We start from the raw sequence: 19,743 nt of genomic DNA, 5'->3' as shown, positions 1-19,743 counted from the left end.
ACTTTTGTTATATTTTAATTTGCAGGAATTTAAGCATCCAGCCCCAGATACTCATCATAGGTCATGGTTTTGTCGATCATGCCGTCAGCGGTTAACTCAATAATCCGATTGGCCAGCGTCTGCACAAATTGGTGGTCGAATGAAGCAAAGAGAATCGATTCTTTAAAGCGCACGAGGCCGTTATTCAGGGCTTGGATCGACTCCAAATCCAAATGGTTTGTCGGTTCGTCCAGCAACAGTACATTGGCGCCGCTCAACATCATTTTTGACAGCATGCAGCGCACCTTTTCCCCGCCGGATAACACATTGGCTTTTTTCTTCACTTCTTCGCCTGAGAACAGCATTCTGCCTAGGAATCCGCGCAAGAAGCTCTCACTTTGGTCTTGCGGTGAATACTGCCGCAGCCAATCGACGAGGTTTAAGTCACTGTTTTCAAAATAGGCGGAATGGTCTTTTGGAAAATAGGCCTGTGAAGTTGTCACGCCCCATTTATATGTGCCGCTGTCCGCTTCCATCTCGCCGGCAAGGATTTTAAAAAGCGTGGTTTTTGCAAGTTCATCGCCGACAAGTGCGATTTTATCGCCTTTATTCATGGTGAAACTGAGATTGTTTAAGACTTTGACGCCATCAATCGTTTTTGTTAAGCCTTCCACCTGCAGCAGGTCATTGCCGATTTCACGGTCCGGTGTAAAAGCGATATAAGGGTATTTGCGCGATGATGGTTTGATTTCGTCAAGCGAAATTTTATCAAGCATTTTTTTCCGTGAAGTTGCCTGCTTCGATTTTGAGGCATTGGCGCTGAACCGCGCAATAAAATTTTGCAATTCCTTGATCTTTTCTTCTTTCTTTTTGTTCTGCTCCTGCGCCATTTTTAATGCCAGCTGGCTTGATTCATACCAAAAATCGTAATTTCCTACATACAATTGAATCTTGCTGAAATCAAGATCGGCGATATGTGTACAGACCCGGTTTAAAAAGTGGCGGTCATGGGAGACGACAATGACGGTGTTTTCAAAACCGATCAAAAACTCTTCAAGCCAGTGGATCGCTTTTAAATCCAGGTGGTTTGTCGGTTCGTCCAGCAACAGAATATCCGGCTTGCCGAACAAAGCTTGGGCGAGCAGGACTTTCACTTTTTCTGACCCGGGCAAATCAGCCATTTTCTTATGGTGGGATTCTTCGCCAATGCCAAGGCCTTTCAGTAAAATAGCGGCTTCAGATTCCGCTTCCCAGCCATTTAATTCAGCGAATTCGCCTTCGAGCTCGGCGGCGCGGATGCCATCTTCATCAGTAAAATCTGCTTTCATATAAATGGCATTTTTTTCCTGCATGATTTCATACAGCCGGGCATGCCCCATCATCACAACATTCAGCACTTCCTCCTCCTCATAAGCAAAATGGTTTTGCTTGAGGATGGCCAGGCGTTCCCCCGGTGTTATCTGCACATCGCCGGTCTGCGGTTCCAGCTCGCCTGAGAGGATTTTTAAAAACGTGGATTTACCGGCGCCGTTTGCCCCAATCAATCCGTAGCAATTCCCGGGCGTAAATTTTATATGGATATCTTCAAAAAGCTTGCGGTCTCCGTAACGCAAACTGACATTGTTTACTGTGATCAAATCATGACCTCCAATTTATTGTTATATTCTTGCAATGTTTCTTAACTTGAAATCTCTTTTCTATTTTAAACGGGGTAAGGCCTTTTTGCCATCTTCTTGTCTCACTCTTAACGGGCAGTAAGGCTCCCGGCTAAAAGATTCAGGATACGAAGAAGAATGGTTGGAAAGCGTGCTGCCTGTAAACCGTTCAACTAACCATCAGTGGAACCTCTCACTGATTTGAAGTTTCACTTTATTTTTCTTTATTCCAAAGTTCCGCTAAAATGAGAGTAACCATTCAATTTGAAAAGGCGGGTTGCTTATGTGCGGACGGTTTACTTTAACAGTGCCACTGCAGGAAATCGAAGCGCGGTTTGAAGCACAGGCTGCGTTTGACACGGAGAATTACCGGCCCAGCTATAATGTTGCGCCATCCCAAATGGTTGCCGCTGTGATTCACGGAGCGGAAAAAAACGATTAGGCTTTTTGAAATGGGGTTTTATCCCTTCGTGGGCAAAGGATCCTGCCGCCGGATATAAAATGATCAATGCCCGCAGCGAAACCATTGCTGAAAAAGCAAGTTTCCGGGCAGCATTCCGGAAAAAACGTTGTTTCATTATAGCAGATTCTTTCTATGAATGGAACCGGAAAAATGGCACGAATACGCCGATGCGGATCCGATTGAAAAAAGACAAGCTGTTTGCGATGGCGGGAATATGGGATAAGTGGGTGGACGCGTCCGGAAAACCGGTCTTTACTTGTGCCATTCTCACTACCAAGGCAAATGGGTTAATGGCTGAAATCCATGACCGCATGCCGGTGATATTGCGAAAAGAAGATGAAGAAAAATGGCTCGATCCGCGCCTCACGAATCCGGATGAACTGCTGCCATTGCTTAAGCCTTATGACAGCAGCAAAATGGAAGCCTATGAAGTCCCGGATCTCGTAAATTCGCCGAAAAACAATACCCCGGAACTGCTTCTTCCAAAAAAACAAACATAAGAATTGAAATTTTAGAAAAAGAAGTTTATATTAAGAATGACAATTGAATGAACGTAACCACAAGGGGAGCTTTTTAGCTGAGAGTGAACATTTTGTTCTAACCCTTTGAACCTGTTAGTTAATACTAGCGTAGGGATGTGGAATACATTTCTTTTATCTCCCAAGGGTTCGTTATGTTCATTGATACCAAAAAGGGGGATTTTTTTATGAAGACTTTAAGTTTACAGGCGATGATTGAAGCGGCGATTTTCGCGGCCTTCGCGATGGTGCTGGACATGCTGCCGTCCGTGAAGGTGACATCTGGCATTTCTTTGTCATTTGCGATGCTGCCGGTATTTGTTATTGCCTTCCGGTGGGGTTTGAAGGCGGGCCTGGCTTCGGGGTTTGTCTGGAGCCTTTTGCAGCTCATAACCGGTGATGCAAGGGATATTTTAAATCCGGTACAGGGGATTTTAGAATACCCGGTTGCCTTTTCATTCACCGCCTTCGCAGGATTATTAACCCCGCTCATCCGGAGCAGTTACGAAAAGGGCAGCAGGACGAAAATGTCATTCTGGATCTGTATGGCGGTTTTGCTGGGCAGTGCTGCACGTTATTTTTGGCATTTTATCGCCGGCATTGTGTTCTGGGGATCATACGCACCTCCCGGACAATCTGCATTTATGTATTCATTGATTTTAAATGGCGGTACGATGATAGGGAATGCCGTATTATGCGCAGTGCTTTCTGTTATCCTTTTCAGCGTTGCCCCCCAGTTATTGACAAAATACCAGCATCACAATAGAAAAGCGGCATAAATTTTGGAAGCAGCCAGTATGTTTGGCTGCTTCTTTTGCGTGCGGCGGTCATGATTCTTTCATAATGGGAAATGATAAGCACATAAAAGAAGAAAGGAAGCGAAAAAATGGACGAGGAGCTTCATCACCCTTTTGAGCGTACAATCATCCCAATGACATCAATCACCAGCGGTACGGGGTACGAGGTTTTGCCTGATCTTTATGCATTGTCGCTGCAAATCGTAAATATTTGTTTTATCGGGCACGAACATGCTTCTGAGTTTGTACTGATCGATACAGGCATGCCAAGATCGGCAGACGCTATTTTGGATACTGTAAGAGAGCGTTTCGGCAGCCGGGCCAGACCAAAGGCCATCCTCTTAACACATGGGCATTTTGACCATGTCGGCGCCATTCGTGACCTGCTTGAAGTATGGGATGTACCGGTTTATGCACATGAACTCGAAATCCCTTATGTCACAGGTAAAGAAAAGTATCCGGATCCCGATCCGACTGTAGAAGGGGGCTTGCTGGCGAAAATATCGCCGCTTTATCCGACGGAACCGGTCCGGCTGGGAAGTCGTGTGCAGCCGCTTCCCGAGAACGGAACCGTTCCTTTTCTGGACAACTGGCGCTGGATCCACACACCGGGCCATTCACGCGGGCATGTATCATTCTTTCGGGATGCGGACCGGGCGCTGATTGCGGGGGATGCATTTATTACTGTCAAACAGGATGAATTTTGGAAAGTACTCACGCAAAAGCAGGAGGTGAGCGGCCCGCCGCGCTATCTCACAACGGACTGGCAGGCTGCCAATGATTCAGTCAGAAAACTTGCAGCACTTGATCCGGCAACTGCGGTATGCGGGCATGGCATCCCGATGGCAGGAGCAGATCTGCATCACGGCCTGCAGGAACTGGCCGGAAATTTTAACAAAGTGGCGGTTCCGGACTACGGAAAATATGTGGATCCGGAGCAAGATCGAAGCCATTAGACAGGCAACCCTATTGCAGTAAGGTCATGATAGGACCCGCGAATCCCCGGGGTGGATCGCGGCTCCGGTTTATCCTGACCGATTGTTGCGGGGATCGTTGCCAGCTTTTGCGTAAAGGAATACAATAATGGTAAGGACTTTTTTCATAGGGAGAGAGGATCGTGGAAGTCAGAGATTTTATGATACGGGATGTCATCACCGTAACAAAAGAAACAACCATTCGGGAACTTTTGCAGCTGCTTGTTGACAATAAGATCGGCGGGGCCCCGGTTGTAGATGACCGGGGAAAACTGCTCGGGATGATCACAGACGGCGATGTCATCCGCTTTTTGCAGCCGAAAGCCCGCACTGTGTATGATATTTATATGACATTTGTCGTGAATGACCGCGAAGATTTTCAACTGAAATTGGCGCAGAGCCTGGACCTGCCGATTGAAAAAATCATGAAAAGGCGGGAAATTTATACCGTAAAACCGGAAGATGACTTTGAAAATGCCTTAACCATACTTGCAAAACACCATTTTAAAAAACTTCCGGTGACAAATCCGGCAGGCCGTGTGGTTGGCGTGATCAGCAGGGGCGATATCATGCGCCAAATCACAACAAAATTGATTCGCCGGCAATAAGGTTTAACCTTTGCTTTCCTGGGGAAACTATCAAGAGTATTCTTCGGGAGGTTAAAAAATGAACGCATCTTTTCCAAAAAATCCAGAACCGCTATGGCGCAAAACAACTGCAATGCCGCATTTCCCTTCTTTAACAGAAGATATACATGTCGACGTTGCGGTTGTCGGCGCCGGCATGACCGGAATTGCCACCGCCTATTTGCTCGCAAAAGAAGGCGTGAAGGCCGCGCTTTTCGATGCCGGCGAAATTGCAAATGGTACAAGCGGCCATACCACTGCAAAAATCACAGCACAGCATGGGCTGATCTATGATGAATTGATCGGGCATTTCGGCAAGGAAATGGCAGAAACCTATTACAAGGCGAACGAAGCCGGTGCGGCCTGTATCGAAGCAATCGTTAAAGAACTTGGCATTTCTTGCGATTATTCCCATCAGGATGCTTATATTTATGCGAATCGTGATCAAGATCTGGCAAAACTTGAAAAAGAATGGCAAGCCTATCAGACATTGGGTATCAAAGGAGAATGGCTGGACAGCCTTCCCGTTGATATTTCTGTGAAAAAGGCAATCAAAATGGAAGGGCAGGCACAGTTTGATCCGCTCGCCTATTTAAAGCCGCTGGTCACATTTTTAGCTGAAAACAATGTGCCTGTCTTTGAAAACACCACCGCAAAAGAGATTGAGTACGGGAAACCGGTCAAAATAAAAACGGATAAAGGGCATACGGTGTCCTGCAATACCGTTTGCGTATGTACCCATTTCCCTTTTTGTGATGCAAAAGGACTCTATTACACAAGGATGTATCCGAATCGTTCCTACCTCATCGCAGTAAAGCCGGTAAAACCCTTTCCCGGCGGCATGTATATTAACGCCGGGCAGCCTGTACGCTCCCTCCGCGGTGTGACGGTTAACGGGGAAAAGCTGCTTTTAGTTGGCGGCGAAAACCACAAAACCGGTGAGGGCGAGCCGATGATACAGCATTATGAAGCACTGCAGGATTACGCGGAAAAAACTTTTGGCATCGAAAAGTTTTATTCCCGCTGGTCGGCACAGGACTTAACGACCCTTGATAAGGTGCCATTTATCGGGCCGATCACCAAAAATGAACCGAATGTTTTAATCGCAACCGGTTTCCGCAAATGGGGCATGACGAGCAGTCATCTTGCAGCCATGATCATGAGGGATAAGATTGTAAACAAACCAAATCCATATTTTAAACTTTTCTCGCCGCAGCGGTTTGAAGGCGACCCGATGGTTAAAAAGTTTCTTTCAACCAATCTTGATGTTGCCGGCCATTTCATAGAAGGAAAACTCGATCTTCCGGATAAATCCTTACAAGATTTACAGCAGGGAGAAAGCGCGATTGTGCGGATGAAAGGAAAACGGGCGGGTGCTTATAAAGATGAAGACGGGAAAATTCACGTACTTGATACAACATGCACCCATCTGGGATGCGAAGTAAATTGGAATTCCGGAGACCGCACCTGGGACTGCCCGTGCCATGGTTCAAGATTTTCCTATACCGGTGAAGTCATTGAAGGCCCTGCAAAAAAACCGCTAAAGAAAATTGCAGAAGAATGATCTATTGACAGCTGCCAAACATCGTCGGATTTCGACGGTGTTTTTTGCATCATATGCGCGGCACGCGGGGCGTATTCCTTTATTACAAATTTTTCGCGATGTTTCAAAACTGCTTGCTGCTGTAATCAAATCAACATTTTCCCGTTATTCGCTTGTTAACTTTCTGTGTTAGCATTCTCTGTGTTGGCAAAATTGCCAGCAAAAAGAGGAGGTTACAATACATGAAAAAAGCAGTAACAGCATTCGCAACTGCGGTGACATTAACAGGGGCAATGGCTGCCAATGCTTCAGCCGCTGTTCCGGATACGCATGTTGTAGAAAAAGGGGATACACTTTGGGGTATTTCACAAAAGTACGATACATCTATCCAACATTTAAAACAAGTGAACCAGCTTTCTTCAGATATCATATATCCAAGACAAAAAATCAACATTTCCACGAAAAAAGTCTACGTGATTAAAGCAGGGGATACGTTATCAGAGATCTCCAATAAATATGGAGTAACGGTCGAACAGCTCAGAAATTGGAACGACCTGCCATCCAACATTATATTCCCGAATCAAGAAATTGTGATCCAATCTAATCCAAGAAGCAAAGTAACGGTAAAAGAAGCTTCTGTGGACGTTTCCGTGCAAGGAAAAACAGATACACGAAATGCAAAAACGGAAGTGAAAAAGCCGAATGTTGAGGTAAAATCGCAGCCGGAAGCCCCGGCCAACGAAGCAAAGGAAGAAGTGAAAAAACCGGATGCTGAGGTGAAATCGCAGTCGTCAACTGCATCCGGCAATAACACCCAGCCGCGAGGAAAAACGATTACGGTGACGGCAACAGCCTATACGGGGGATTGTGCCGGCTGCTCCGGTATCACCGCGACAGGCATCAATGTCAAAAGTAATCCGAATGCAAAAGTCATCGCAGTGGATCCAAACGTGATTCCGCTCGGTTCAAAAGTTTATGTGGAGGGGTACGGAACCGCAGTAGCAGGGGATACAGGCGGCGCCATCCAAGGCAACCGCATCGATGTACTGGTCCCGGACACAGGCACGGCCAGGAATTGGGGAAGAAAAACGGTTAAAGTAACAGTCCTGGACTAATGGCATCATTTTCAGGCAAAAGTGTAAAAGTAACAAGCGAAAATGAAAGAAGAGTCACATCCGGCTATACGATAGGCATTTCTTTACAGCTTCCGGCTTATAGATTGCCTCCCGTACAGCCTTTTTTTTATGTCCCGGGATGAAAAGTCCTGCTTGGAACTTTTTCAAAAACATAGTAAAGTAAGGATATAACAAAATACTTGGAAAGGAAGTGCTGTTGTTTGTCCTTCCCGTTAATCATCGCCGAAAAACCCGACCAGGGCCTGACGCTGTGCTCGGTGTTCCCGTATGTAAAACGCCAGGGATACATTGAAATCAAGCCGAATGAGATTTTCCCGGGGGGCGCGTTCTGCACATGGGCAGTCGGCCATCTCACCCAGCTTGTGCAGCCGCAGGCCTATGATCCAGCCTGGAAACAATGGAAACTTGGCACTTTGCCCATTATCCCCGGAAAATTCAAGTACGAAGTCTCCAAATCAAAAGCCAAACAGTTTCATATTGTCAAAGGATTGCTGAAAGATACGCGCGTGACAGAGGTCATTCATGCCGGTGATGCCGGGCGCGAAGGGGAACTGATTATCCGCAACATTATCCGGCTTTCAGGCGTTAGAAAACCGCTCAGGCGGCTGTGGATTTCGTCATTAACGCCGAAATCGATCCGGGAAGGGTTCCGCCATCTTTTAAATGACCGGGATACCCGACCTTTGTATGAGGAAGCCTATGCGCGGACATGTGCAGACTGGCTCGTCGGCATTAATGCATCCCGTGTATACAGTCTGCTTTTGAAACAAAAAGGCATGAATGACGTGTTTTCCGTTGGGCGTGTCCAGACGCCAACGCTGGCTTTGATTGTCAAACGCGAACTTGATATCGAACACTTTAAACCGGAACCGTTCTGGGAAGTTACCGCAACATTTCAATTTGATGACAAACAATACGAAGGAAAATGGGAGCAAAAACGCGAATCACGTCTAAAAAACCCGGCGCTTGCCCAAAAGATCGCCGACTTTTGCCGGCAAAAACCTGCAGAAATTGCCAAATTGAAAAAGGAAAGGAAGGAATTCCAGCCGCCTTTGCTTTATAATCTATCAACCTTGCAGGCTGCCGCAAACCAGGCTTACAAATTCCCGCCGAAAAAAACATTGGATCTCGTCCAATCGCTCTATCAAAAAGGCATGGTTTCCTATCCCCGTTCCGATTCCAATTATGTGACAAAAGGCGAAGCCGAGACGTTTCCGGACATCATGCAGAAAATCAGCGCTTTTCCGGAGTTTTCCCCGTATTTTCCGCTGCCGCACCCAACCATTACAAACAATAAGCGTTTTGTAAATGAAAAAAAGGTGACCGACCACTATGCGATTATCCCGACTGAACAAGTGGCGAACCCGGCGAGCCTGCAGCATGACGAACGAAAAATTTATGAGATGATTGTCAAACGCGTTATTGCTGCCCACCATGAGAACGCGGTATTCAACTACACGACCATTACGACTTTAGTAGACGGGCGCGCCGAATTTATTTCGAAAGGCACGCAGATGGAGCAGGAAGGCTGGCGCAAAGTATTGTTTGCAAACCAAAAAGAAAAAGCAGCGCTTCTCCCGGACGTTCAAGAAGGGGAAAAAGGCCTCGTAAAAGATGCGAAGGTAAAAGAAGGCAAAACCCAGCCGCCGAAGCGTTATACAGAAGGACAGCTGATCACGCTCATGAAAACGGCGGGCAAATCCTTGGATGATGCAGAGATGGAGAAAGTAATGGCAAAAGTGGAAGGGCTTGGCACAGAAGCAACAAGGGCCGGGGTTATTACCATTTTAAAAGACCGTAAATACATCGAAGTGAGAAAGAACCAGGTGTATGCGACTGATAAGGCAAAAGTGCTGATTCGCGCGATTGGCGATAAAATCCTTGCTTCACCGGAAATGACAGCCAAATGGGAGCAGCGCCTTCATGAAATCAGCAACGGGCAGGCTTCTGCCGCTGTGTTTATGGAACAATCAAAGAAACTGTCCGCCAAAATTGTCCAGGATGCGATCCGGGCTTCACAATCATGGGATTTTACCGGGCTGAAAGTAGAGGAGATTGTGCGCACAAATTCCAAGTATACAATCGGGAAAAAGATCGGCAAATGCCCGAAATGCGGCAGTTATATCGTCGATAAGGGCAATTTTTACGGCTGCAGTGCCTATAAAAAAACAAGCTGCAGCTTTACCTTGCCGAAACTGCTGCTCGGCAAAAAAATCAGCCAGACCAATGTGAAGAAGCTCCTGGCCGGCGAAGAAACCAATGTCATCAAAGGCTTCAGGAAAAAGGAGCGTTCATTTGATGCAAAATTAAAATTGGATGGCGAAAAACTTCACTTTATCTTTGCACAGCAGAAAGCAGGGGCAAAAAAATAGCATAGGGGCAGGGGCCGCTTTCGGAATGTTCGGGCAGCCCCGCGCCTTTATCCCGCTTCTGCCCGTTTTTTTTTCTTATTCACAAATACCGCGACACAAACAATCAGGACCATCACAATCAGGCTTGCATAAAGGCCGGGGCGGATTTCTTTTTCGGCAAGCGTGCCGCTAATGCCGGCGAGCAGGAACAGCAGCCCGGTCCAGGACATCCATTTTCCGGCACCGCCCGTCTTCAGTACACGCAGCGACGAAATAATAATGAACAGCCAGTTAAACAATAGCAAAATCCCGGCAGCTGTTGTAATGTATTCATAAATTTTTCCCGGAAGAAGCAGCGCGGTCACAATGGAAAGAATTAAACCGGCAGTTGCCAGCGCCAGGGAAGGAAGCGGAAGATTTTTCCATTTTTTTATTTTCTTTGCAAACAGTTTTGGTGCATCCCCATCATCCGATAATGTGACAAGCAGATTGGTTACCCCGAACAGGGATGCAGTCATCGTGGAAAAGCCGGCAATAATAATCGCTCCGTTAAAGACATGCGGAAAAAACGCAAGATGGTAGTCATCCATTGCTTTGACAAACGGGCTTTCTTTTTCATTAAAGACATGGTAGGGCTCCATCACGACGGTCAGCCCGAGTGAAACAACATAGATGATTGTAAGCACGATCAGCATAATGGACCCCGATTTCGGCGCATCGTCTTTGTTTTTCAATTGCATCGCCATCAAGCCGATCACCTCGATGCCGCCAAACGCATAAAACGCATAGAGCAGGGAAGCCCAAAAGCCAAGCAGGCCGTGCGGGAAGAGTTGTTGCACGGAATCCGGAAACTGCATTTTGTCCCCATGCCCGCCGTCAATCCACCCGAATAGTGCGGCAAGTGCAAGCACGATAAACATGACGATCGCCGCTGTTTTTACGACCGCAAGAATATTTTCCACCTTATCGAAACCTTTCGTGCCAAGCAAAACGACCAGTACCGAAAGCGCTGCATAAATGGCAGCCAGCACCCATAATGGCAGCTGGTGGAACCAAAATTTCGTGAGGATCGAAAGCGCGGTTAATTGGCTGCCCATGATGAGAATATTCGAACTCCAATAATTCCAGCCACAGCTGAAACCCGCCCAATTGCCATACGCTTTTTTCGCATAATAGCAAAATGAACCTTCATGCGGGTCATCCGCGGTCATTTTCGCAAGCGCATGAAAAACAATATAAGTGCCAATTGCCGCAATGATAAATGAAATGACAATAGAAGGGCCCGTCGTTTTAATCCCGATTCCCGAGCCGAGAAAATAACCCGTCCCGATTGTACAGCCCACCCCGATCAAAGAAAGCTGCCACCACGATAAATCCCCTTTTTTTGTCGCTTTAGATGGTTGTTTTGTCTTGCCCATCCGTCACCCTCCTTCATCAACATAGTCATACTGTTTGATGAAAAAGGGAGAATTATGTATAGAAGCGGTTTTTTTAAAAGCGTGCTAACTCAGCAAAGTTTTGATGCCATGGCCGCCGAAATAAAGCCCGAATACAATCAACGATGCACCGGAGATGACAGAAATGGCCTGCAAAGTACGATGATTTAAAAAACGCCGGAATCCGCTAGTTAAGGCAGCCATAAAAATATCCCAAATGAAGAGGCCGAGAAATATCATGCTGCTGCAGGCCATTAGCATGCCGGTCCCGAAGCTCGCCGCAGTTTTTGCCAGTACCGAACCATAAATTCCGAGCCAGAACAGAATGGAGAGCGGGCTTGTGATTGACATGATAAATCCGGTGAAAAAACAGGTGGTAAGCGGTTCTTTCTTGCGGTCCATATCGACAATAATGGTTCTTGCACTGACAATACTTTCCACACCGGAATAAATCAGCACAAACCCGCCAAACAGCCAGAGAAACACCTGTATCATCTCAATTGTTAAAAATTGGACAAGCCCCAAATAGACCGCCAGCATAAAAATGGCATCCGCCATCATTGACCCGGTGCCGACCATCCAGGCGTGCCAGAACCCGTTTTTAATGCCTTTATCAATACGGGCGGAATTCACCGGGCCGATGGGTGCCGCTAACGTCAGGCCTAAGAAAATATAACCGGCAAGAAGACTCATGCTCAATTGCCCCACTCCTTCATACGGAAACTTGTACATTTTATGCAGGACAACTTTGTTTCATGCCAGGGGAAGGGATGAAAAGGCACAGGGAAACCCAACAGGCAGGGCAGAGCCGGCATACATGAAAATTTTTGCGAAACCGAAACCTTAACCGGAGGGTGTTCGTAATCCTGTCACGGTTAAATGCTCAAGTATTGAAACATTCCAACACAGCAAGTTTTACAGTATAGTGGATTTATAGATAAAGAGTTGAAAAGCATAATGAAAGGGTGACAAAAATGTCCGGAAAAAAGGGGAAAACACTGCGGACGGCCATTAGTCTGGGTTCCATCGGCCTTTTGATTGCGGCAAAACTAAAATATTTGCTGGTGATATTAAAATTAACAAAATTATCTTCCTTGTTTACTTTATTTTTATCACTTGGGGTATATGCTGTGGCTTACGGCTGGTCATTTGCCATTGCCTTAATGTATTCCATGCTGGTGCATGAATCCGGGCATATGATTGCTGCTAAGCAGCGCGGCGTGAAAACATCGCCAATCTTTTTTATCCCGTTTGTCGGCGCAGCTGTAGGATTAAAGGAAGACATAAAACACTCAAAAGACGAGAGTTATATCGCCTACGGGGGGCCATTATTCGGCACAATTGCTACCATCATTGCGCTTCTCTTTTACTTGATCTTTCACGGCGATATCTGGCTGCTTGCGGTTTACATCGGTTCGATACTGAATCTGTTTAATCTGATCCCGCTCTCTCCGCTCGATGGCGGGCGGATTGTTACTGTGCTTTCCCCGAAAATCTGGGGGGCCGGTTTGCTGCTGCTTGGGGTTTACACATTTTTCGTACCGAGCCCGATCGTCATTTTCATCATCATCATTGGCGCTATTGAAGCATTTTCGCAGCTGCGAAGACCCTATGAAGGCCGGCTGGCTGAGGCGTATGTACGGATGCTGAAAAAAAGGAAAAAGCGATTTGAAGCGTATCAGCAGATGGATGATGTTTATCAGCGCAACACCATTGCTTATGACGATGTCCAATACGCCAGGCACTTAAAAGAAAGATTCGAACAGCTGGAGGAAAATCAAAAGCTGGATAAAAAATACCGGAAACCAAGGCTTGCGCTAATGGAAAAACAGCTGGAAATGTATGATGAAACGTCTTACGAGGATGTGGAAACCGGCTTGAACTGGCTTGGCAAAACCATTAAAACCGAAAAAGAAGCCGTTGCCAGGCGGCGCAACTATTATAAAACGACAACAAAAGAAAAAATCAGCACCGGCTTGGCCTATTTAGGTTTAATCGCTGTCCTCGGCGTCCTGTTTTATATCAGCCGCGACATCCTGCCAGACCCGCATTCCTTTTAAACCGCGTTTTAAATACATGCAAGCGGGAATATGAATGGGAAACGAAACAGAAACTGGGGGGATGGCGTATGATCCATGAATTCAAAAATGATGACCACCACTGGAAATGGTATCATCTGGAGAGCCATAATCAAGAGGAAATAAAACAAATTATTGATGAAAATAAAGAATGCAAAGACTGGCTCGATCATATAGAAAAAAACCAAACCAATAAACTGACAGTAGATACCACCCGCTATGAAAAACCTTTTGTGAACGGTTCGCTGATTTACCAGCAGAACACGATTAACCGTGAAGAACATGATTTGTTCCACTTTTATTTGACGGAGCGGATTCTTTTAACTGTCGACCTCGATTTTTCAAAGCTGAAGAACACCGAAATAAAAAAAATCATCAATCAAATGGAGCACTCCCAAAATTCGGTGGAAGCTTTTTCAATTATTCTCGGTGCCCTCACCAATAACTATCTGAAAAAAATTGATGACTTTGAAATAAAACTGAATGATCTGATTTGGGAAATCCAAAAGCGGAATAATATTCATACTTTGGATAAAATTTATGAACGGCGCCACGAATTATTAATATGCAGAAATCTGATGATCCCGATCCAGGAAATTATGCTCGGCCTGGAAGAAGGGTTCGGGGAAGAAATACTTCGCTACCCGCAGATCCGGCAGCGGTATGTGAAGATGAAGCGATGTCTGACTTTGATAAAAGAATACCAGCAGGAAATTGATACCATGATTAATGTCGAAGAAGTCATATCCAGCCACCGCGGAAACTCCATTATGAAAACCTTGACCGTAATCACAACCCTGTTTACACCAATCTCTGCCTGGGGCGCTTTATGGGGCATGAATTTTAAAAATATGCCGGAATTATCTTGGCACTATGGTTATTTGCTGGCGCTCGGCGTGATTCTTCTCAATACGGTCTTCCTGTATTTCTTTTTGTTTAAAAGGGGCTGGACCGGCGATATTTTACAGGGGAAAGAAAAACACTCGCTCTTTAAATAACGGAAAAAAGCTTGCTCTTGCGCAGGCTTTTTTAATGCGAAAAATTTTCTAAAAAGACTGGGTGTATGCAGATGCATGAAAAGGCAAGAATAAAAATGAGCAAAAAGGCGCAGGCAATAAGTTTCGAAAAAGAAAAAATATTAAAACAAAAATGACAAAAGTCGCATAGACAAATAGAGTAGACAAGCTAGACTGGAAATGAAAAGGAAACGATTTTGAAAGGAGCGGGCAGGTTGAAGAAACTGGGGAAATATAGTTTGGCTTTTATGTTGCTTTTTTCCATCGTTAATTTTACAGGCATCACTGCCAATGCGGGGGAAAATCACGGGAACAGTATAAATAAAGCGAAAAGCCGGTGGGTGGAAACGAAACTGAAAAGGATGTCGTTAGAAGAAAAGGTCGGCCAGTTGTTTATCGTCTATGCCAACGGAAAAACGCCGGATGATCCGGCCGATGCGGAAGCAAATATGGAAGCAGACCGCGGCGGTGCGAATTTTAAAGAGATCATTAAAAAATACCATATAGGCGGGGTGATTTATTTCAACTGGTCGGATAATATCGGGACACCGGCCGATACTGCCCAGGTGCAGCAATTATCCAATGGCTTGCAAAAAATAGCCTTGAAACAGAGGCCGGGCATTCCGCTGTTTATCTCAACCGACCAGGAAGGCGGAGTTGTGGCGCGCGTAACAGAACCGGCGGCTGTTTTTCCCGGGAACATGGCGCTCGGGGCTGCACGGTCTGCTGCATACGCCAGGCAGTCTGCGCAAATCATGGGTACAGAACTTAAAAGCCTCGGGATTAATATGGATTTTGCACCGGATCTTGATGTAAATGTTAATCCGGAAAATCCTGTTATCGGGGTGCGTTCCTATTCTGAGAACCCCGATCTCGTTGCCACTCTCGGAACGGCACAGATTGCCGGGTTTCAAAGCGAAGATGTGATTGCAACCGGCAAGCATTTTCCCGGCCACGGGGATACCGATGTCGATTCCCACTACGGCCTGCCTATTGTTAACCATGACTTGAATACGTTAAATGAGGTCGATTTAAAACCGTTTAAAGCGGCAATCCGTTCGGGAGTTGACGCAATTATGACGGCACATATTGTCGTCCCCGCCCTGGATGATTCCGGCTTGCCGGCAACACTCTCCAAAAAAATAATGACGGGGCTGCTCCGTGAAAAGCTTGGTTACAATGGCCTGATTATTACAGACAGCCTCGATATGTCGGGCGCCAATGTCCTGCCTGCCGGCCAGGTTGCGGTTGCGGCTTTTGAAGCGGGCGCCGACATCTTGCTGAATCCGCCAGATGTTGATGTTGCTTACCAGTCAGTGCTTAAGGCAGTGAAAGAAGGTAAAATCAGCCGCAAACGGTTGGATGAGTCGGTTGCACGGATTTTAGGGGTAAAATATGAACGCGGGATCGTCCGTCACCCGTTTACAAAAAAGCAGGCACTCAGGAATATCGGGACAGCAGAACATCTGGCGGCAGCGGATAAAATAGCGGAAAAAAGCCTGACACTTGTAAAAAATAGCAACAATATTCTACCGTTGCAAAAACAGCAGAACATATTGGTTGCCGGACCGTCAGCAGCAAATACCGACCGTTTGGCAGCACTTTTAGCGGAAAAAAGTTTTAAAGCAAGCAGTTATGCCACCGCAATTTCGCCAACACAGGAACAGATGAAGGACGCTGCTGAAAAAGCGAAAACGGCGGATGTCATTGTTGTCCCTGCCTATAATGTGAATACAAACAAAGCCCTGCAGGCGTTCCTGAAAGCATTAAAAACAGCGGGAAAACCAGTTGTGATGGTATCGGTGCGGAATCCTTACGACATCATGGGCGCGCCTGAAGCGGACGCCAACCTGTTAACGTACGGAAACCGTGATGCATCAACAAAAGCAGCCGCAAAAGCACTCGCAGGCGAAATCAATCCAGGCGGGCATTTGCCGGTCTCGATTCCGGGGCATTATCCATTTGGGTATGGGCTTAAATATCAATAAGGGGGGAATTGTTTTTGAAAAGCAGAGGCCTAAAAATTGGTGTATGGGTGTTGATGATGACGATGTTATGGGGATATGCCGCGCCGGTTTTTGCAAAAGAAGCGGACAAAAAAACATGGGGAGAGGCGCCGGCCAGGTTTTCCTGGGACAAGCCGGGCCCATCTTCCAGTGTGTTGCATAAAGGCCCCCCTGAAACAGCCGGGATGGTGCACAGCCCATTAAATGAAATAGACCGGGCTGTAAACGAAGCGATTGCGCGTAAAGTTATGCCGGGCGCTGTCGTGCTTGTGGCGCGGAAAGGGGCAGTGGTAAAAGAGCAGGCATACGGCTATGCTTACCGTTACACGGATGACCAATATACGGAAGCACCCGATCCGGCAGCTGCAAAAACAAACACGATTTATGATATTGCATCGATCAGCAAGCTGTTCACTTCGATCGCCGCCATGCAGCTGTATGAGAAAGGGAAATTTACGCTCGAGGACCCTGTTGCCAAGTACATTCCGGAATTTGCGGAGAACGGAAAAGAATCCGTCACAATCCGCGGGCTCATGACCCATACTTCAGGATTTGAAGCTGGCATTCCGGTTTATAAAATGGGTACATCACGGGAAGACCGCCTTGAAATTGTCCTGAAGCACGGGCTTGCCAATCCGCCGGGAACGGTTTATACGTACAGCGATTTAAATATGATCACGCTTGGCGTCTTAGTCGAACGGCTCAGCGGGCAAAGGCTTGATGCGTATGTAAAAGACCATATCACCAATCCGCTCGGCATGAAAGACACGATGTATAATCCGCCCGCATCGTTAAAACAGCGCATTGCCGCAACAGAGTATCAAACGTGGACGGACAGGGGGCTTATACGGGGACAGGTTCATGACGAAAACGCATGGGCGCTCGGCGGCGTGGCGGGACATGCAGGCGTGTTTTCAACCGCGCATGACCTCGCTGTACTTGCACAAACGATTCTGCAGCAAGGCAAATACGGCAGCACCCGGATTTTAAAAGCATCAACCGTGCAGCTGATGGAACAGAATTTGAACAGCGCTTTTCCGGGTGATGATCACGGGCTCGGTTTCGAGCTGAACCAGGGCTGGTACATGGATGCGTTCGCAGACATGAACACCATGGGCCATACCGGCTATACCGGCACATCAATTGTCATCAGCCCGAAAAACCAGACCATTGTCATCCTGTTAACCAACCGCGTCCATCCGACCCGCGACACGGTTTCGACAAACGGCATAAGAAGAACAGTAGCCCGGCTTGCAGCAGATGCGATTCCGGTCGCAATCCCCGGGAAAAAGCAGGCATGGTTTGCGGGCTATGGCGACAATAATGAATTCGTTCTGCAAACTGAAGTCAGTCTGAACAAGCCGGCGGTTCTCCGCTTCCAAACCTGGTACCGCATTGAACAGAATGCAGACTGGGGCAGAGTGCAAGCCTCTAAAGACGGCAAAACATGGACAACGCTCGGCGAGGATTTAACCGGTTCAAGCGGCACCTGGAAACAAATATCCTGCCCGCTGCCTGAGGGAACGAAATATCTTCGCTTCGTTTATGAAACAGACGGATCGGTAAACGGCCGCGGCTGGTATGTGCTTAAACCTGAAGTGATAGCGGGAGGCCAACCCATCAAGGCTGTTTTCACAAGTACAGGCTGGGCACTTCGAAACCGGTAAGGGGGAATCTGCATGAAAATGAAAAAATGGTATGCTGCCATTCTGGTGTTCCTTTTAGCTTTTTCCTCTCTGGCGGCAGTACAGGTTGCACACAGCAAACCGCCGCAATCACATAAGCGGTCTTCGTTTCAACTTGGCGTTGATGTTTTGCTGAAAGACAGGCTCGACTTGTTAAAAGGGAAACGCGTTGGGCTAATCACCAACCCGACCGGCGTAGACCAATCGTTAAACAGCATTGTTGATCGTTTTGCAGGCAATTCAGACATTCATTTGACTGCGTTGTTTGGCCCGGAGCACGGCGTCCGCGGCAGTGCCGAGGCAGGAGCTTATGTACCGTTTTACACAGATCTGAAAACGGGTCTTCCGGTGTACAGCTTATACGGTGAAACAAAAAAGCCCACACCGGAAATGCTCAAAGATGTCGATGTGCTCGTTTTTGATATCCAGGATGTGGGAGCCCGGTTTTACACTTATATTTACACGATGGCCTATGCGATGGAAGCGGCAAAGGAAAAAGGCATCCCATTTATCGTCCTTGACCGCCCGAACCCGATTGGCGGCACGAAAGTAGAAGGACCGGTACTTAATCCGGACTATGCTTCTTTTGTCGGGATGTACCCGATTGCCCTCCGCCATGGCATGACTGTCGGCGAACTGGCAAAATATTTTAATAAAGCATGCGGAATCGGCGCTGATCTCACTGTCGTCCCGATGAAAGGCTGGCACAGAGAAATGTATATGGACGACACCCCGCTCGAATGGGTGATGCCGTCACCGAATATGCCGACACTGGACACGGCCGCCGTCTATCCCGGTACGGCATTGATAGAAGGGACAAATATTTCAGAAGGGCGGGGGACAACGCGGCCGTTTGAATTGATCGGCGCCCCGTTTATCGATGGTGACCGGCTGACTGTAAAACTTAACCAACTGGGGCTGCCGGGGGTGCGTTTCAGGAGCGCTTCGTTTACGCCAACAACATCTAAATGGAGCGGCCGGCTTACAAACGGCATCCAGATCCATGTTACAGACCGGAATAAGTACCAATCTGTAAAAACCGGCTTGGCGATTGTCAAAACGATCCATGACCTCTATCCGAATCAATTTGCCTTCCGTGCCGAGGACAAAAATGGCGTTTCCTACTTTGACCAGCTGATCGGAAACGTCTGGGTAAGGGAAGCGATCAACAATGGCACATCCCTGCAGGACATTGAAAAGCGCTGGCAGAAAGATTTGAAGGAATGGAAGAAAAAACGCGCCAAGTATTTGATGTATCATTGAAACTTTTAAGGACAGCCGGCACCATAAGCCTAAAATGCTGTGCCGGCAAGTAATCCACAGGCCTATCTGCCAGCTATTCCTTCTGCTTGCACTTGAAAATTTAAAGTTTAAAAATCCCCCTAGCTGTTTTTACTTAGGGGGTTACATCATTTTAGGAGGTTTTTTTAATAAGGTTTTTGAACAATTTTCATATTTTAGGGATTTCGGGGAATTGGCA

General features: G+C 46.9%; 14 protein-coding genes, 1 pseudogene and 1 riboswitch. Of the genes and pseudogenes, 12 read left to right on the top strand and 3 right to left on the bottom strand.

What is annotated here, in order from left to right:
- Window positions 1–29 precede the first annotated feature (29 nt).
- Window positions 30–1,616: an ABC-F family ATP-binding cassette domain-containing protein gene (locus C232_RS0105670; protein WP_018662190.1), complete on the bottom strand. Its 1,587-nt coding sequence runs from the start codon at window positions 1,614–1,616 to the stop codon at window positions 30–32.
- 301 nt (window positions 1,617–1,917) lie between these two features.
- On the opposite strand from C232_RS0105670, the pseudogene C232_RS18425 reads away from it, so the two are divergent.
- From C232_RS18425 to C232_RS0105625, 7 genes and pseudogenes are all read left to right on the top strand, one after another.
- Window positions 1,918–2,597, top strand: a pseudogene (locus C232_RS18425) (SOS response-associated peptidase).
- 52 nt (window positions 2,598–2,649) lie between these two features.
- Window positions 2,650–2,750: riboswitch (TPP riboswitch) on the top strand.
- Between the two features lie 53 nt (window positions 2,751–2,803).
- Window positions 2,804–3,394 (top strand): energy-coupled thiamine transporter ThiT, encoded by a 591-nt coding sequence (gene thiT / locus C232_RS0105660; protein WP_018662186.1) that lies wholly within the window; start codon window positions 2,804–2,806, stop codon window positions 3,392–3,394.
- 107 nt (window positions 3,395–3,501) lie between these two features.
- A complete protein-coding gene (locus tag C232_RS0105655) occupies window positions 3,502–4,368 on the top strand; it encodes an MBL fold metallo-hydrolase (RefSeq protein WP_018662184.1) in 867 nt (288 codons plus the stop codon).
- Window positions 4,369–4,529: 161 nt separating this feature from the next.
- The gene (locus C232_RS0105650) at window positions 4,530–4,994 is read left to right on the top strand and encodes a CBS domain-containing protein (RefSeq protein WP_018662181.1); all 465 of its coding nucleotides are present in this window, start codon (window positions 4,530–4,532) and stop codon (window positions 4,992–4,994) included.
- Window positions 4,995–5,052: 58 nt separating this feature from the next.
- Complete coding sequence (locus C232_RS0105645; protein ID WP_018662180.1) at window positions 5,053–6,576, top strand: FAD-dependent oxidoreductase; 1,524 nt, start codon at window positions 5,053–5,055, stop codon at window positions 6,574–6,576.
- A gap of 221 nt (window positions 6,577–6,797) precedes the next feature.
- On the top strand, window positions 6,798–7,670 hold the full coding sequence (locus tag C232_RS0105635) for a LysM peptidoglycan-binding and 3D domain-containing protein (protein ID WP_018662176.1): 873 nt from the start codon (window positions 6,798–6,800) through the stop codon (window positions 7,668–7,670).
- A gap of 221 nt (window positions 7,671–7,891) precedes the next feature.
- A complete protein-coding gene (locus tag C232_RS0105625) occupies window positions 7,892–10,063 on the top strand; it encodes a DNA topoisomerase III (protein ID WP_018662174.1) in 2,172 nt (723 codons plus the stop codon).
- A 47-nt stretch (window positions 10,064–10,110) separates the two neighbouring features.
- On the opposite strand, the gene C232_RS0105620 is transcribed toward C232_RS0105625, so the two are convergent.
- Window positions 10,111–11,460, bottom strand: a complete 1,350-nt coding sequence (locus C232_RS0105620) for an amino acid permease (protein WP_018662172.1) — start codon at window positions 11,458–11,460, stop codon at window positions 10,111–10,113.
- An 84-nt stretch (window positions 11,461–11,544) separates the two neighbouring features.
- Window positions 11,545–12,177, bottom strand: coding sequence for a LysE family transporter (locus C232_RS0105615; RefSeq protein WP_018662170.1), 633 nt, complete (start codon window positions 12,175–12,177; stop codon window positions 11,545–11,547).
- A gap of 275 nt (window positions 12,178–12,452) precedes the next feature.
- Between C232_RS0105615 and C232_RS0105605 the strand changes: the two genes are divergently transcribed.
- From C232_RS0105605 to C232_RS0105580, 5 genes are all read left to right on the top strand, one after another.
- Window positions 12,453–13,538: a site-2 protease family protein gene (locus tag C232_RS0105605; RefSeq protein WP_018662166.1), complete on the top strand. Its 1,086-nt coding sequence runs from the start codon at window positions 12,453–12,455 to the stop codon at window positions 13,536–13,538.
- Between the two features lie 68 nt (window positions 13,539–13,606).
- Window positions 13,607–14,554, top strand: coding sequence for a magnesium transporter CorA family protein (locus tag C232_RS0105600; RefSeq protein WP_018662164.1), 948 nt, complete (start codon window positions 13,607–13,609; stop codon window positions 14,552–14,554).
- Between the two features lie 266 nt (window positions 14,555–14,820).
- On the top strand, window positions 14,821–16,560 hold the full coding sequence (locus C232_RS0105590) for a glycoside hydrolase family 3 protein (RefSeq protein ID WP_235801519.1): 1,740 nt from the start codon (window positions 14,821–14,823) through the stop codon (window positions 16,558–16,560).
- A gap of 53 nt (window positions 16,561–16,613) precedes the next feature.
- Window positions 16,614–18,245, top strand: coding sequence for a serine hydrolase domain-containing protein (locus C232_RS0105585; protein ID WP_169338746.1), 1,632 nt, complete (start codon window positions 16,614–16,616; stop codon window positions 18,243–18,245).
- An 18-nt stretch (window positions 18,246–18,263) separates the two neighbouring features.
- Window positions 18,264–19,526, top strand: coding sequence for an exo-beta-N-acetylmuramidase NamZ family protein (locus C232_RS0105580; RefSeq protein WP_026314491.1), 1,263 nt, complete (start codon window positions 18,264–18,266; stop codon window positions 19,524–19,526).
- The last annotated feature ends 217 nt before the right edge of the window (window positions 19,527–19,743 follow it).

The organism is Heyndrickxia acidiproducens DSM 23148 (genome assembly GCF_000374345.1).
Taxonomy (GTDB): domain Bacteria; phylum Bacillota; class Bacilli; order Bacillales; family Bacillaceae_C; genus Weizmannia; species Weizmannia acidiproducens.
Note: the sequence above shows the minus strand (reverse complement) of the source record. Positions and strands in the feature narration are given on the sequence as shown.

What these genes read in the sequence shown, in the direction of transcription:
- C232_RS0105600 (WP_018662164.1), top strand. Translation starts at nt 13,607, where the DNA reads ATGATCCATGAATTCAAAAATGATGACCACCACTGGAAATGGTATCAT.
- C232_RS0105590 (WP_235801519.1), top strand. Translation starts at nt 14,821, where the DNA reads ATGTTGCTTTTTTCCATCGTTAATTTTACAGGCATCACTGCCAATGCG.
- C232_RS0105585 (WP_169338746.1), top strand. Translation starts at nt 16,614, where the DNA reads ATGATGACGATGTTATGGGGATATGCCGCGCCGGTTTTTGCAAAAGAA.
- C232_RS0105635 (WP_018662176.1), top strand. Translation starts at nt 6,798, where the DNA reads ATGAAAAAAGCAGTAACAGCATTCGCAACTGCGGTGACATTAACAGGG.
- C232_RS0105655 (WP_018662184.1), top strand. Translation starts at nt 3,502, where the DNA reads ATGGACGAGGAGCTTCATCACCCTTTTGAGCGTACAATCATCCCAATG.
- C232_RS0105580 (WP_026314491.1), top strand. Translation starts at nt 18,264, where the DNA reads ATGAAAAAATGGTATGCTGCCATTCTGGTGTTCCTTTTAGCTTTTTCC.
- thiT (WP_018662186.1), top strand. Translation starts at nt 2,804, where the DNA reads ATGAAGACTTTAAGTTTACAGGCGATGATTGAAGCGGCGATTTTCGCG.
- C232_RS0105620 (WP_018662172.1), bottom strand. Translation starts at nt 11,460, where the DNA reads ATGGGCAAGACAAAACAACCATCTAAAGCGACAAAAAAAGGGGATTTA.
- C232_RS0105605 (WP_018662166.1), top strand. Translation starts at nt 12,453, where the DNA reads ATGTCCGGAAAAAAGGGGAAAACACTGCGGACGGCCATTAGTCTGGGT.
- C232_RS0105645 (WP_018662180.1), top strand. Translation starts at nt 5,053, where the DNA reads ATGAACGCATCTTTTCCAAAAAATCCAGAACCGCTATGGCGCAAAACA.